We start from the raw sequence: 13,893 nt of genomic DNA, 5'->3' as shown, positions 1-13,893 counted from the left end.
AATGGGAAAAATAACTGTGATCACAGGCGGTACCTCCGGAATCGGAAGAGGAATCGCCGAAAAGATCCTGGCAGAGTCGGCAAAAACTGACAGGATCTTCGTAACATATGGACATGATGAGAAGAAGGCACTGTCGTTTCAGGAGAGCCTTCCTGAGGAAAAAAGATCTCAGGTGACTTTGATAAAGGCAGATATGTCTTCTTATGAAGAGATGATGGTTTTTGTGGAGAAGCTGAAAAAGCAGACAGACCATATTGACTGGCTTGTAAGCAATGCCGGCATCAGTACCTACGCAAAATATGAAGACTACAGCTTTGAGGAGTGGACACGGATCGTAAACACCAATCTTTCCGTACCTGTATTTATGGTCAAAGAGCTGAGATCCATGATGGTAGAGGGCGGCAGTGTGCTCTTTACCGGTTCCTATGCAGGACAGCAGGCGTATTCTTCCTCCCTTGTATATGGAGTCACCAAGGCAGCCATCCATTTCCTGACAAGATCCCTGGTAAAGGAATTTGAGCCAAAGGGCATCACAGTCAACGCTATTGCACCTGGCTTCATCGAAACTCCGTGGCACAGCGCCCGCACCCAGGAGAGCTATGACCGTATCAACCGGAAGATCGCACTCCACAGGTTTGGAACTGTGGAGGAAGTGGCGGATATGGCTTATGCAGTACTGTCTAACGGATATATGAACGGCAGTGTGGTGGATATTCACGGTGGTTATGACTACTTTTAACCGCTTGCCTATCAGTTGAAAGTGCGCAGGAAGACAGAAGAAGACATGTTGTGCCTGCACATAAGGGTCTTCTTCTGTCTTCCTGTACAGGGGCGACGTCCCGAAAACGAAATGCAGCGAAGCAGAATCGGGTTTGCGCACTTGAGACGTCCGTACGGAATCTATGAAATTCTTTATATTTAAGCGAAAAAGGCTTGACTTGCACACCTGCTCTGTGATAAAATTGACGAGCGACATGGAAGTTAGGTCTTTTTTTTATGCCCGAAAATGACGACGGATATACGTTCCGGGCGGCATAGAAGACCATGCAAATGAAAACACTGGAGGTGGAAGTTGTGCGCGTTAAGATTACATTAGCATGCACCGAGTGCAAGCAGCGTAACTACAATATGACGAAGGAGAAAAAGAACCATCCTGAGAGAATGGAGACCAAGAAATATTGTAAGTTCTGTCATACACACACTCTGCACAAGGAAACAAAGTAATCACAGAGATTTGTGAGGTTATGCTATGGAAAAACAGAAATCTGAGGATAAGCCGCAGAAGAAAAGTTGGTTTCAGGGACTTCAGTCAGAATTTGAGAAGATTGTCTGGACAGACCGTCCCACACTGGCAAAGCAGACTGTTGTGGTCGTGATCATCACGATCATCCTGGCAGTGGTTATCAGTGTAATGGATTCCGGAATTCTGGAATGCATTAATTTCTTAATGAAGTAAGGACAAGGTGATTATATGTCAGAAGCAGCAAAATGGTACGTTGTCCATACCTATTCCGGGTATGAGAACAAGGTAAAAGCCAACATTGAAAAGACGATCGAGAACAGACACCTGGAAGACCAGATCCTGGAGGTACGTGTTCCGCTGCAGGATGTAGTGGAGATGAAGAACGGAACCTCAAGACAGGTTCAGAAAAAGATGTTTCCAGGCTATGTGCTTCTCAATATGGTGATGAATGACGATACCTGGTACGTTGTCCGTAATACCCGCGGTGTTACAGGATTCGTAGGACCGGGATCAAAGCCTGTGCCTCTTACAGAAGAGGAAATGATGCCGCTTGGTATCCAGAAACCGGATATCGAAGTGGACTTCGCAGAGGGCGACATGGTAGTCGTTACCGGTGGTGCATGGAAAGATACCGCAGGTGTGATCACAGGTATCAACATGCAGAAACAGACGGTAACGATCAATGTTGAGCTTTTCGGTCGTGAAACACCGGTAGAAATAAGTTTCACAGAAATCAAAAAAGCTGAGTAATTCAAAAACAAGGTAACAGCAAGTGGGAGGGACACACCCCCGCCAATACCACATAGGAGGTGCCGAAAATGGCAAAGAAAGTAACAGGATATATCAAATTACAGATTCCGGCTGGTAAAGCAACTCCAGCACCACCTGTAGGTCCGGCTCTTGGACAGCATGGTGTAAACATCGTACAGTTTACTAAGGAGTTCAACGCAAGAACAGCTGATCAGGGAGATCTTATCATCCCGGTTGTCATCACTGTTTACGCTGACAGAAGTTTCAGCTTCATAACCAAGACTCCGCCGGCAGCAGTTCTTCTTAAGAAAGCTGCAAACATCAAATCTGGTTCCGGTACACCGAACAAGACCAAAGTAGCTAAAGTTACTAAGGCACAGGTTCAGGAGATCGCTGAGCTGAAGATGAAAGACCTCAACGCAGCATCCATCGAGGCTGCTATGAGCATGATCGCCGGTACAGCAAGAAGTATGGGAATCGAAGTCGTAGACTAATAAATACCGAAGCTTAAGTTCGGGGTTCCCGTAGAAAAAGTGAAATTTTCAAGTGGGAGGGCTTTTCCCCGCAAATACCACAGGAGGTTATAGAAATGAAACGAGGAAAGAAATATGTGGAAGCTGCGAAAGCAGTAGACCGCGCAACATTATATGATGCACCAGAGGCTATCAGCCTTGTTAAAAAAGCAGCTGTAGCTAAGTTCGACGAGACCATCGAAGTTCACATCCGTACAGGCTGCGATGGACGTCACGCAGATCAGCAGATCCGTGGAGCAGTTGTTCTGCCACACGGAACAGGTAAAAAAGTTCGTGTACTTGTATTTGCTAAAGATGCTAAGGCAGAAGAGGCAAAGGCAGCAGGAGCAGACTTCGTAGGAGCTGAGGACCTCATTCCGAAGATCCAGAACGAGGGATGGCTTGACTTTGACGTTGTAGTTGCAACACCGGATATGATGGGCGTTGTAGGTCGTCTTGGTCGTGTACTTGGACCGAAAGGTTTAATGCCAAACCCGAAAGCTGGTACTGTAACAATGGACGTAACAAAAGCTGTTAACGACATTAAAGCAGGTAAGATCGAGTATCGTCTTGACAAATCCAACATCATCCATGTTCCGATCGGAAAGGCTTCCTTTACCGAGGAGCAGTTAAGCGACAACTTCCAGACGCTTATGGGAGCTATCACAAAGGCTAGACCTAGCACACTGAAAGGTCAGTATCTGAAGAGCGTTACAATCGCTCCGACAATGGGACCTGGTGTTAAGCTTAACCCGATTAAATTAGCTCAGTAATAAATTTTAAATACCCTGTACAGAGGAAACTTTGTATGGGGTATTTTTTTATACATTTATACACCTTGATTTTTGGGGGCAAAAATCCTACAATAAGGCACAAACAGAGTTGTAACAGACCGAAAGCTCATCAGAGCTTTTTCATATAGATTTTACAGAAGAAAATAATAATCATGTTAATATAAAAAAGATGGGGAAAACGTTTCTGTAAGTAAAACTTACAGATGAATTTGTCGGAACAGGGAGTATAAATTGAGATCAAAAAAGCGTAAAGCGAAGAAAATAAAAAAACAGGTAAACAAAATAAAAATGATACTCTGCCTGGTGGTAGAGGCTATCGTGATCCTGACACTTGTAGTGATCATCGGCTGGAATAAAGGGGTAGGTGACTGGATGGAGTCTCTGCAGAGACCGGTTGTCCGTAAGCTTGAGATGAGCGGTATCAACAGTCCCTACGCAGTGCTGATGCAGGTAAAAGGCGGAAAGATCATCGGAAATATGAAGGGCGATGAGAAGATCTATCCGGCTTCCATGACGAAGATCATGACGGTGATCGTGGCTATTGAGAACCTGGATGATCTGGATCAGGAGATCACTCTGACCCAGGAAATGTTCCAGGGGCTTTATGAGCAGGATGCCACCCAGGCAGGCTTTCAGCCCGGTGAGACCGTGCGGGCCATCGACCTTCTTTATGGTGCCATGCTGCCATCCGGTGCGGAGTGTTGTATCGCACTGGCGGATACCGTAGGCGGTTCCAGGGATGGATTTGTGGAGCTGATGAATAAGAAGGCACAGAGGATTGGAATGAATGATACACATTTCTGTGATACGACAGGGCTTCATGATCCGGATCATTACAGTACAGTGAGAGATATTGCGGTGCTGCTCAGGTATGCGCTTCGGAACGATACGTTCAGAGAGATCATTGAGAGTCCGCGGCATTCCACAGGAGTGACGAATATCCATCCCAGCGGGATCACATATTACAGTACCATGTTCAAAAATCTTTCTGACCCTTCCGTTACCGGCGGCAAGATCCTGGGCGGCAAGACAGGATATACCAGCGAGGCGGGTCTGTGTCTTGCAAGCTTTGCAGAGATTTACGACAGGGAATACATACTGGTAACGGCAGGCGCATCGGGAAATACCGGAAGCCCACTCCATGTGGAGGATGCGGTGACGATCTATAACCGCCTTGGAAAGGCCATTGAGGCACAGATGACAGGCAGTGATGGATCGGAGTCTTGAAAAGATAAAGGACAAATTTTGTGTATCGCGAAGCGTGTTGCAGAGAACGGAGTGAACAGTAATATTTTTGGATAAATAAACACTGGCACAGAGGTGTATGCTGCTGTATTGGCAGCATAACGCTTCTGTGCCGTTTTTTGATTCTTCAAAATGAAATCGTATAGCGGGAACCTGCAATGTATTCACGGCTGATGTAAAGCGGATTTCCATCAGGAGCTTCCATATAGGAATCCAGGATCAGCACGGGATCGCCGGAAGACAGACGCAAAGTTTTTGCCATATCCGGGGAGGCTGCAGTAACAGAAATGGTGCTGCGGCTGGATTCTGCGATCGTACAGCGGTAGGTGTTTTTGATATATTCAAAAAAAGAACCGTTTTCTACAGCGTTCGGATCAAAATCCGGGAAAAGCCGTGTGGGGAGCCAGGTGTGAACATCAATAACCGGAATACTGTCAGCCAGAAGAAGACGTTCCAGGAAAAAAACTTCCTCATCCGAAGTAAGCTGCAGAAAATCAGAGGTTACGCTGTTCGCAGGTTTTTTGCAGAAGGACAGTACGTGAGATTCCGGAATCCGGTCATTCTGACGGCAGGATTCGGAAAAGCTCATATTTTTCTGGGATTCAAATTTCCGGAAGATCATGGGGGATTTTACAAAGGTTCCTTTTCCCTGATGCTTGATAAGATAGCCCTGTGTGCAAAGCTCCTCCACGGTACGTCGGACAGTGATCCGGCTGACATGGTAAAGATCGGCAAGCTCCGGCTCAGGAGGGATTTTTTCTCCGGGCTTATAAGTACCGTTTTTGATCTGCTGGGTGATGATATCCATAAGCTGCTTGTAAAGCGGCTGGATCGAATTTTTATTTAACATGAAAATATCCTTTCTGAGGTTGTTCATAAAAGATATTTTACTATAGTGCGGATGTATTTGTCCAGTAAGGGACAAACCTCTGCAGTGCGTCAGAAGGGACATTGGATGAATAATTAATCATAAATCATGAATATACTCTTTACTATAACGTTATAATATGTTATATTCTTCAAAAAGGTAAAATGCAAAAGTACAAGAAGGAGAAATTCATCTGAAAATCCGAAAAAACCTGTATTTTCAATGGATTCAGAGGATTCTCAGACGAATTTCCACGAAAACCGGAGGATGAAAATGGACGTAGTAAAAATCGTAAATAAGATCAACAAAGAGCATGGAACAATCAAAAATGTGTATTTTCTTGCATGCGGAGGATCTCTTGTGGATCTGTATCCGGGATATTATTTTGTCCGTGCGGAATCCGCAGTGATGGATGCACAGTGGATCCCTGCAAGAGAGTTTGCACTGACACCGCCGAAGAAGCTGGGAAAAGACAGTCTTCTGATCATCTGCTCTCACAGCGGCAAGACAAAGGAGTGTTTGGAGGCAGCAAAAACAGGAATGGATGCAGGTGCGGCTGTTGTTACAATGACACATGCGCCAGGTTCCCCATGTGATACCGATAAATGGATCTCCGTTGTATACGACTGGGCACCGGGGGTAAAAGAAGCAGAGAAGCCTCAGGGAATCGTACTTCGTATTCTTAATGAGCTGATGAAGGTACAGGAGCCGGGATATAAGCTTTACGATAAGATCGTGGAAGGCTTTGAAAAGATCGATGATGTTATTGCAACTGCAGTGAAGGATCAGCAGAATGCAGCATGGCTTTTTGCAGAAAAATATTCAGAGGAACCGAACCTTTATATCATGGCATCGGGAGCTTCCTATTCTCAGGCATATGGCTTTGCGATCTGCTCACTTCAGGAAATGCAGTGGATGGACTGCGGTTATCTGAACAGTGCGGAATATTTTCATGGACCGTTTGAGGTAACGGATGAGGATCATCTTTATATCCTTATGATGAGCCGGGGCAGAAACCGTATGATGGATGCGCGTGTGCTGACTTTCCTTGAAAAATACGGAAAGAAATACGAAGTGATTGATGCAGATAAGCTTGGTATGGAAGCAATTGATGACAGCTGTGTGGAATATTTTACTCCGATGCTGTTCTACACCATGACGACCGTTTACCGTACCGCTCTCCAGGATAAACGCCGTCATCCGCTGGATATGAGAAGATATATGGGCGTTGTAGAGTACTAAAGGTGCTGCTGTGCCTGTGCACAGAGAAAGGGAAAATATGAGTAAATACAGTACAAAGCTTCTTGGCTTCGGAGACAATGTAGTGGATATCTATGATCATCTGAAAACCATGTATCCAGGCGGAAACTGCGTAAACGTCAGTGTTTACGGAAAGATGGCCGGATGTGAAAAAACAGCGTATATGGGATATTTCGGAGATGACGACAGAGCAGAACTGATCATGGATACACTGGAAAAAATCGGCGTGGAAACCGTAAAGTGCAGACAGCTGCATGGCGAGAACGGTTATTCCAGGATCACATTAAAAGACGGAGACCGTGAGTTCCTGGATTTTAATGATGGTGGTATCCGTGGAAAAACACCGTATATCCTTGATCGTTTTGATCTGGAATATATGAAAGGCTTTGATGTGGTACATAGCGGAAATTACTCTTTTACGGAGGAAGAGCTGCATAAGATCAAAGAGGCGGGAATTCCGGTTTCTTTTGACTTTTCTGATGATTCCACAGAGGAATATTATGAAAAAACAGCACCGGAGGTTACTTACGCATTTTGCTCCTTTGACGGAACCGACCAGGAGGCAGAAGAGCATCTGAAAAAGATCATCTCCATGGGGCCGAAGCTTGCCATGGCCTCCAGAGGAGCCAGGGGCTGCATTCTTTATGACGGAAGGAATTTTTACCGACAGCCGGCAGCGCCGCTTACGGAAGTAAAAGATACTCTTGGCGCCGGGGATTCACTGATCGCATCTTTCCTTACCGGGTATATCGGAAGAAGGAAAAACGGCATGGCGGAGGAAACCGCGATCTGTGAAAGTCTTGAAGAGGCAGCTGCTTTTGCAGCGTGCATCTGTGGCATGGAAGGTGCTTTTGGCTACGGAAAAAAATATGAATAGCAGGAGGGGAAAATAATGGGACGCAATGGAAAAAGCAGAGCGCTTATCTGTTTTGTACTGTGTATGATCATGGCTCTGCCGGTATATTTCAGCAGTGCAGTGGCAGTAAAAGCGGCAGAACAGCAGACCATCATCATAGGAACGAACGCAGAGTATTCACCATTTGAATACCTAGATGATAATGGAAATATTACAGGTTTTGATTACGATCTTCTGGAGGCGATCGCCAAGGAAGAAAACGTAAAGCTGGTATGGAAGGATATGCCCTTTGATTCCCTGATGGGTTCCATGGAGGCTGGTGATGTACAGGTGATCGCAGCCGGGATCGGACCTACGGAGGACCGTAAAAAAAGCGTTGATTTTTCCGATGTTTATTACACCGGTACACAGTGCATCATCAGCCGTAAGGATAATCCGATCAAGGATTTTGAGGAGATGTCCGGAAAAACCGTTGCAGTTCTGGAGGGTGCACAGAGTGATATGATCGCATCCGGCGAGACTACCGATTACGGTGAAGTTAAGGATGCCAAAGTAAAAAGATTTAAAAACGCTTCCAGTGCAGTCATGGAGCTGAAAAACGGTGGAGCAGATGCAGTTCTGATCGACAATATCATGGCTGAGATCTACTGCAAACAGAACTCAGACCTGCAGTATGAGTCCGTGCCAAGTACAGCAGAGGATACGGTTTTCTGTATTGAAAAAGGAAACACAGAGCTTGTCCAGATCATCAATGACGGGCTTGCAAAAGTAAAAAAATCCGGGGAATATGATGATCTTTATCAGAAGTATTTTGTGGACACACTTGAAAACAGCGAGGATGTGACAGATGTAGCAGCAACCGATGGTTTTCTGGGACTTTTAAGCTTTATTTTCCTTCAGGATAATCGTTGGAAGTTTTATATTAACGGTCTTGGGATTACGCTGATCGTTTCCCTTTTGTCAGTGATCGTAGGTATCCTGATCGGTCTTGTAGTGGCTTTGGTACGGCTTGGAGCTGCGAAAAAAGGCAGAAGAACCATTCTTTCCACGATCGCGGATATTTATGTTGATGTGATCCGTGGAACACCGTCAGTCCTTCAGCTGATGATCATCTATTTTGCAGTGTTCCACAGCAGGCTGGGATATGTGGCAGCAGTGGTCAGCTTCGGTATCAACAGCGGTGCATATGTTTCCGAGGTTATCCGCGGAGGTATTTTATCTGTAGACAAGGGCCAGAGCGAGGCTGGTCGTTCTCTGGGTCTTGGGTATAAAGATACCATGCGTTTCATTATCATTCCGCAGGCTGTAAAAACCATCCTTCCGGCAATGGGTAATGAGTTTATCCAGCTGATCAAAGAAACATCTATTTTAGGTTATGTAGGTATCATGGATCTGACAAAAGCGGCAAGCTATGTTTCTTCCCGTACTTATCAGATGTTCATACCGCTGATCGTTGCAGGTATCATGTACTATCTGATCGTGAAGTGCCTGAGCCTTCTGCTGAAGAGATTTGAAAGGAGACTGAGAGAAAGTGATTGATGTTAAAAATCTGAAAAAGTCCTTCGGGGACGTACACGTATTAAAGGGAATCACAACTCACGTAAACAAGGGTGAGTGTATCTGTATCATCGGTCCGTCCGGCTCCGGAAAATCTACATTTCTGCGCTGTCTGAACCTTCTGGAAAAACCGGAGGAAGGCGAGATCACCGTAAACGGACAGCAACTTCTGGATCCGAAGCTGGATGTAGATAAATTCAGGGAAAATGTGGGAATGGTTTTTCAGCATTTTAATCTGTTTCCAAATATGACAGTATTGAAAAATATCACCCTTGCGCCGGTGCGCCTTGGCAAATGGAATGTAGCGGAAGCTGATCAGAAGGCGAGGGCTCTTTTGAAAAGAGTCGGACTTGAAGAAAAAGCCGATGTCTATCCAGGAAAGCTTTCAGGCGGACAGAAGCAGAGGGTTGCCATTGCCAGAGCCCTTGCAATGAATCCCCAGGTGCTTCTGTTCGACGAGCCGACATCAGCTCTTGATCCGGAGATGGTCGGAGAGGTTCTTGAGGTTATGAAGGAGCTTGCAAAAGAAGGCATGACCATGCTGGTGGTTACCCATGAGATGGGATTTGCAAGGGAGGTCAGCGACAGAGTGCTCTTTATGGATGATGGGGTGATTCTTGAGGATAGAAATCCGAAAGAACTGTTTGGGGATCCTCGAGAGGAAAGGACGAAGGAGTTTCTTTCCAAAGTGTTGTAGGGTTTTTCGTGGAAAAGTTCTGCTTTGAAAAAGCGGGGAAATTCGTGGGGAGGGGAGGCACTCGGAGTTGCGAAGCCCGTTTCCCCTCCCCACACCCCACCCCTCCGGGCACGCCGCTGTGCTACGCCTTGGAGTGTGTTAATTTATCGGCTTAGTCCTGTATGCTGCTGTATTGGCAGTGTCAGGCTGAGCCGATTTTTATTTCGTCGGACGGGAAAGCGGCCCGCGCAGCGGGCCTGTTCCCTGTTGTTAATGGGAGCGGGTTTATGCCAGTGATGCGACAATAGACGGGAGCAAGTGAGCGCCGGCAATACAGCAACAGGCAGAAGTAGGTCTATGCCAGTGATGCGACAACAGACGGGAGCAAGTGAGCACCGGCAATATAGCAACAGGCAGAAGTAGGTCTATGCCAGTGATGCGACAACAGACGGGAGCAAGTGAGCGCCGGCAATACAGCGACAGGCAGGAGCAGGTCAGCACCAGCAATACAACAGGCAGGAGCAGATTAGCTCCAGCAATAGAACAACAGGCAGGAGCAGATCAGCGCCAGCAATACAACAACCACCAGGAACAGGTCTGCTGCGCAGACCGCCTTCCGTCCGGCGAAAAAAAATCGGCTCAGCCTGATGCCACCAATACAGCAGCATACAGGCATTTGCCAATACACTACCCCATACCACAGCGCAGAACAGCGACGTGCCCGGAAAGGGGGAGCGCGAGGGGGAAAAGCGGGCTTCGTAACTCCGAGCGCCTTTCCCCCTCGCAAACTTGCCCACGCCAAAGTGTCCCCCAGAAAGGGAAACCCCACTGCCAAAGTGTCCCCCCTGGAAAGGAAAAGCCCTCCGTCAGACGCCCGACATTGTACAATATCTGGTACAATTTTCTCATTATTTTTATCAATAATACAATTACATGTATATTATAAAGAACATACTTCCAAGCTGTTGACTTTAAATTCGGAATCTGTTATCTTATGGTCGTCATGAGAAATGTTATATATTACTAACTGCGCGGACAGTGAACGAAATATTGAGACAACAGGAAAGGATGTGTAACAAATTGGCAAAAGTTGATTTTGAACAGTGGAATGGTTTTAAGGGTGATCGTTGGAAAGAGAAGATCGATGTTCGTAATTTCATCAGTATGAACTATACACCATATGATGGAGATGCTTCCTTCCTGGAAGCACCAACAGAGGCAACAGATAAACTCTGGGGCAAGCTTCAGGAGCTTCAGAAAGAAGAGCGTGCAAAAGGCGGCGTTCTTGATATGGAGACAGAGGTAGTAACAGGAATCACAGCATATGGTCCTGGATATATCGATGAGGAGCTGAAAGATCTTGAGCAGGTTGTAGGTCTTCAGACAGACAAACCTCTGAAACGTGCTTTCATGCCATACGGCGGAATCAAAATGGCAGAGCAGGCATGTGAGACTTACGGATACCATGTAAGCGACAAGATCAAAGATGTTTTCAACAACTATGAGTTCAAAACACACAACCAGGGTGTATTCGATATCTACACACCGGAGATGAAGAGAGCACGTCACAACAAGATCCTTACAGGACTTCCGGATACTTACGGACGTGGACGTATCGTAGGTGATTACAGACGAGTTGCTCTTTACGGAATTGATCATCTGATCGCAGGTAAAGAGAAAGACTTCGCAGCATGCGACCGTCAGGGTATGAGACGTTATGACTTCCAGCTTCGTGAGGAGATCGCAGATCAGATCCGTGCTCTGAAGAAGATGAAAGAAATGGCTCAGATCTATGGCTTTGATATTTCCCAGCCGGCTAAGAATGCAAAGGAAGCATTCCAGTGGCTGTACTTTGGATATCTTGCAGCGATCAAAACTCAGAACGGAGCTGCAATGAGTGTTGGACGTATCTCCACATTCCTTGATATCTATATTGAGAGAGACCTTGAGAACGGAACTCTTACAGAGAAAGAGGCACAGGAGCTTGTTGACCATATCGTAATGAAATTCCGTATGGTTAAATTCGCTCGTATCCCGTCTTACAACCAGCTCTTCTCCGGTGACCCGGTATGGGCAACTCTGGAAGTAGCAGGTATGGGACAGGACGGACGTTCCATGGTAACAAAGAACGACTATCGTTTCCTTCATACACTTGAGGATATGGGACCGGCTCCGGAGCCGAACCTTACAGTTCTCTACTCTTCAAGACTGCCTGAGAACTTCAAGAAATATGCAGCAGACATCTCTGTTACAACAAGTTCCATCCAGTATGAGAACGATGATGTTATGCGTCCGGTATGGGGCGATGACTACAGCATCTGCTGCTGTGTATCTGCTACAGAGACCGGTAAAGAGATGCAGTTCTTCGGTGCTCGTGCTAACCTTGCAAAATGTCTTCTTTACGCGATCAACGGTGGTGTTGATGAGAAGACAAAACAGCAGGTAGGACCTCAGTACCAGGCGATCACTTCCGAGTACCTTGACTATGACGAAGTAATCGCAAAATATGATCAGATGATGGACTGGCTTGCACATCTGTATGTTGGAACACTGAACATGATCCACTACATGCATGATAAATACTACTATGAGGCAGCTGAGATGGCACTTATCGATACAAAGGTTGACCGTTCCTTCGCAACAGGTATCGCCGGATTCTCACACGTAGTAGATTCCCTTTCCGCTATCAAATATGCAAAAGTAAAAGCAATCCGTGACGAGGACGGAATCACAACAGACTTCCAGGTTGAGGGTGACTTCCCACGTTATGGTAACGATGATGACAGAGCAGACGAGATCGCAACAACTCTGCTTTCCACATTCCTTGAGAAACTGAAACACATCCATACCTATCGTGATTCCAAGCCAACCACATCCATCCTTACCATCACATCCAACGTTGTTTATGGTAAAGCTACAGGATCTCTTCCGGACGGAAGAAAAGCCGGCGAGCCTCTGGCACCGGGAGCAAACCCGTCTTACGGCGCAGAGCAGAACGGACTTCTTGCTTCCCTGAACTCTGTTGCAAAGCTTGACTATGAGGATGCCCTTGACGGAATCTCCAATACTCAGACGATCAACCCGGATGCACTTGGCCATTCTGAGGAAGAGCGTACAGAGAATCTTGTAAATGTACTTGACGGATACTTTGATCGTGGTGCACATCACCTCAATGTAAACGTATTCGGTAAAGAGAAACTTATCGATGCTATGGAGCATCCGGAAAAAGAGGAGTATGCAAACTTCACGATCCGTGTTTCCGGATACGCTGTTAAGTTCATCGACCTTACAAGAGAGCAGCAGCTTGACGTTATCGCAAGAACCTGCCACGAAAGGATGTAATAAAAAATATGGACGACCAGAAAAAAATCACTGGCTACGTCCACTCACTGGAGAGCTTCGGCTCTGTTGACGGACCAGGAGTCCGGTATGTGATCTTTTTGAGCGGCTGCGCCATGCGCTGTCAGTTCTGCCACAATCCGGACACCTGGCAAATGAAAACAGGGACGGAGTACACAGCAGATGAGCTGCTTGAAAAAGCCTGTCGATACCGCTCTTACTGGGGAAGTAAGGGCGGTATTACTGTGAGTGGAGGCGAGCCACTGTTACAGATCGATTTCCTTACTGAGCTGTTCAGAAAAGCAAAAAAACTTGGGATCCACACAACACTTGATACCAGCGGCAACCCTTACACAGAAGAGGGTCCGTGGTATGAAAAATGGGAAGAGCTGATGAAGTACACAGATCTTGTCATGCTGGATATCAAGCACATTGATGAGGAACAGCATAAGATCCTCACAGGATGTACCAATAAAAATATCCTTGCCATGGCCCGGAAGCTTTCCGATATGGGCGTATCCATGTGGATCCGTCACGTACTGGTTCCGGAACGCAATGACCGGGATGACTATCTCCACCGGCTGGCTGACTTTATCGCAACACTGAAGACAGTTGAGAGAGTGGAGGTTCTTCCATATCACACACTCGGAACCTTTAAATGGGAAAATCTGCATATTGATTATCCGCTGAAGGGAATTGATCCGCCAACAAAAGAACGGATCGAAAATGCGGAAAAAATCCTGGGAGCAGGTACACAGTAATAAAAAAACCATATCTTATGTCGAAAAACAGA

The 13,893-nt window shown here is 46.3% G+C and carries 14 protein-coding genes; 13 read left to right on the top strand and 1 reads right to left on the bottom strand.

Translation table 11 applies throughout. The features are described 5' to 3' along the window. The first annotated feature begins 1 nt into the window (after nt 1). From DMI82_RS17375 to DMI82_RS17345, 7 genes are all read left to right on the top strand, one after another. Nucleotides 2–739, top strand: a complete 738-nt coding sequence (locus DMI82_RS17375) for an SDR family NAD(P)-dependent oxidoreductase (protein WP_059086341.1) — start codon at nt 2–4, stop codon at nt 737–739. 335 nt (nt 740–1,074) lie between these two features. Continuing rightward, nucleotides 1,075–1,224, top strand: a complete 150-nt coding sequence (gene rpmG / locus DMI82_RS17370) for a 50S ribosomal protein L33 (RefSeq protein WP_044961412.1) — start codon at nt 1,075–1,077, stop codon at nt 1,222–1,224. A gap of 25 nt (nt 1,225–1,249) precedes the next feature. After that, nucleotides 1,250–1,456 carry a preprotein translocase subunit SecE gene (secE, locus tag DMI82_RS17365; RefSeq protein WP_021651261.1) on the top strand — a complete coding sequence of 69 codons (207 nt, stop codon included), beginning with the start codon at nt 1,250–1,252 and terminating at the stop codon, nt 1,454–1,456. A gap of 15 nt (nt 1,457–1,471) precedes the next feature. After that, a complete protein-coding gene (gene nusG / locus DMI82_RS17360) occupies nt 1,472–1,993 on the top strand; it encodes a transcription termination/antitermination protein NusG (protein ID WP_015525332.1) in 522 nt (173 codons plus the stop codon). A 68-nt stretch (nt 1,994–2,061) separates the two neighbouring features. Continuing rightward, complete coding sequence (rplK, locus tag DMI82_RS17355; RefSeq protein WP_015525333.1) at nt 2,062–2,487, top strand: 50S ribosomal protein L11; 426 nt, start codon at nt 2,062–2,064, stop codon at nt 2,485–2,487. Nucleotides 2,488–2,582: 95 nt separating this feature from the next. Beyond that, nucleotides 2,583–3,278, top strand: coding sequence for a 50S ribosomal protein L1 (gene rplA / locus DMI82_RS17350; RefSeq protein ID WP_015525334.1), 696 nt, complete (start codon nt 2,583–2,585; stop codon nt 3,276–3,278). A 252-nt stretch (nt 3,279–3,530) separates the two neighbouring features. Beyond that, complete coding sequence (locus DMI82_RS17345) at nt 3,531–4,526, top strand: D-alanyl-D-alanine carboxypeptidase family protein (RefSeq protein WP_022427096.1); 996 nt, start codon at nt 3,531–3,533, stop codon at nt 4,524–4,526. Nucleotides 4,527–4,671: 145 nt separating this feature from the next. On the opposite strand, the gene DMI82_RS17340 is transcribed toward DMI82_RS17345, so the two are convergent. Next, nucleotides 4,672–5,394 (bottom strand): GntR family transcriptional regulator, encoded by a 723-nt coding sequence (locus DMI82_RS17340; protein ID WP_022427097.1) that lies wholly within the window; start codon nt 5,392–5,394, stop codon nt 4,672–4,674. Between the two features lie 291 nt (nt 5,395–5,685). On the opposite strand from DMI82_RS17340, the gene DMI82_RS17335 reads away from it, so the two are divergent. The 6 genes from DMI82_RS17335 to pflA all read left to right on the top strand — a co-directional run bounded on the left by DMI82_RS17335 (nt 5,686) and on the right by pflA (nt 13,861). After that, nucleotides 5,686–6,654 (top strand): SIS domain-containing protein, encoded by a 969-nt coding sequence (locus DMI82_RS17335; protein ID WP_022427098.1) that lies wholly within the window; start codon nt 5,686–5,688, stop codon nt 6,652–6,654. 37 nt (nt 6,655–6,691) lie between these two features. After that, nucleotides 6,692–7,549, top strand: coding sequence for a PfkB family carbohydrate kinase (locus DMI82_RS17330; RefSeq protein WP_021651267.1), 858 nt, complete (start codon nt 6,692–6,694; stop codon nt 7,547–7,549). Nucleotides 7,550–7,564: 15 nt separating this feature from the next. Further along, nucleotides 7,565–9,067, top strand: a complete 1,503-nt coding sequence (locus DMI82_RS17325) for an ABC transporter permease subunit (RefSeq protein WP_022427099.1) — start codon at nt 7,565–7,567, stop codon at nt 9,065–9,067. Continuing rightward, nucleotides 9,060–9,782 (top strand): amino acid ABC transporter ATP-binding protein, encoded by a 723-nt coding sequence (locus DMI82_RS17320; RefSeq protein ID WP_021651269.1) that lies wholly within the window; start codon nt 9,060–9,062, stop codon nt 9,780–9,782. The genes DMI82_RS17325 and DMI82_RS17320 overlap by 8 nt, the downstream gene beginning before the upstream one ends. Nucleotides 9,783–10,841: 1,059 nt before the next feature. Further along, nucleotides 10,842–13,103: a formate C-acetyltransferase gene (gene pflB / locus DMI82_RS17315; protein ID WP_235812376.1), complete on the top strand. Its 2,262-nt coding sequence runs from the start codon at nt 10,842–10,844 to the stop codon at nt 13,101–13,103. An 8-nt stretch (nt 13,104–13,111) separates the two neighbouring features. Further along, nucleotides 13,112–13,861 (top strand): pyruvate formate-lyase-activating protein, encoded by a 750-nt coding sequence (gene pflA, locus DMI82_RS17310; protein WP_022427299.1) that lies wholly within the window; start codon nt 13,112–13,114, stop codon nt 13,859–13,861. Nucleotides 13,862–13,893: the final 32 nt, after the last annotated feature.

This window comes from Blautia sp. BCRC 81119 (genome assembly GCF_003184505.1).
GTDB lineage: Bacteria > Bacillota > Clostridia > Lachnospirales > Lachnospiraceae > Blautia_A > Blautia_A fusiformis.
Note: the sequence above shows the minus strand (reverse complement) of the source record. Positions and strands in the feature narration are given on the sequence as shown.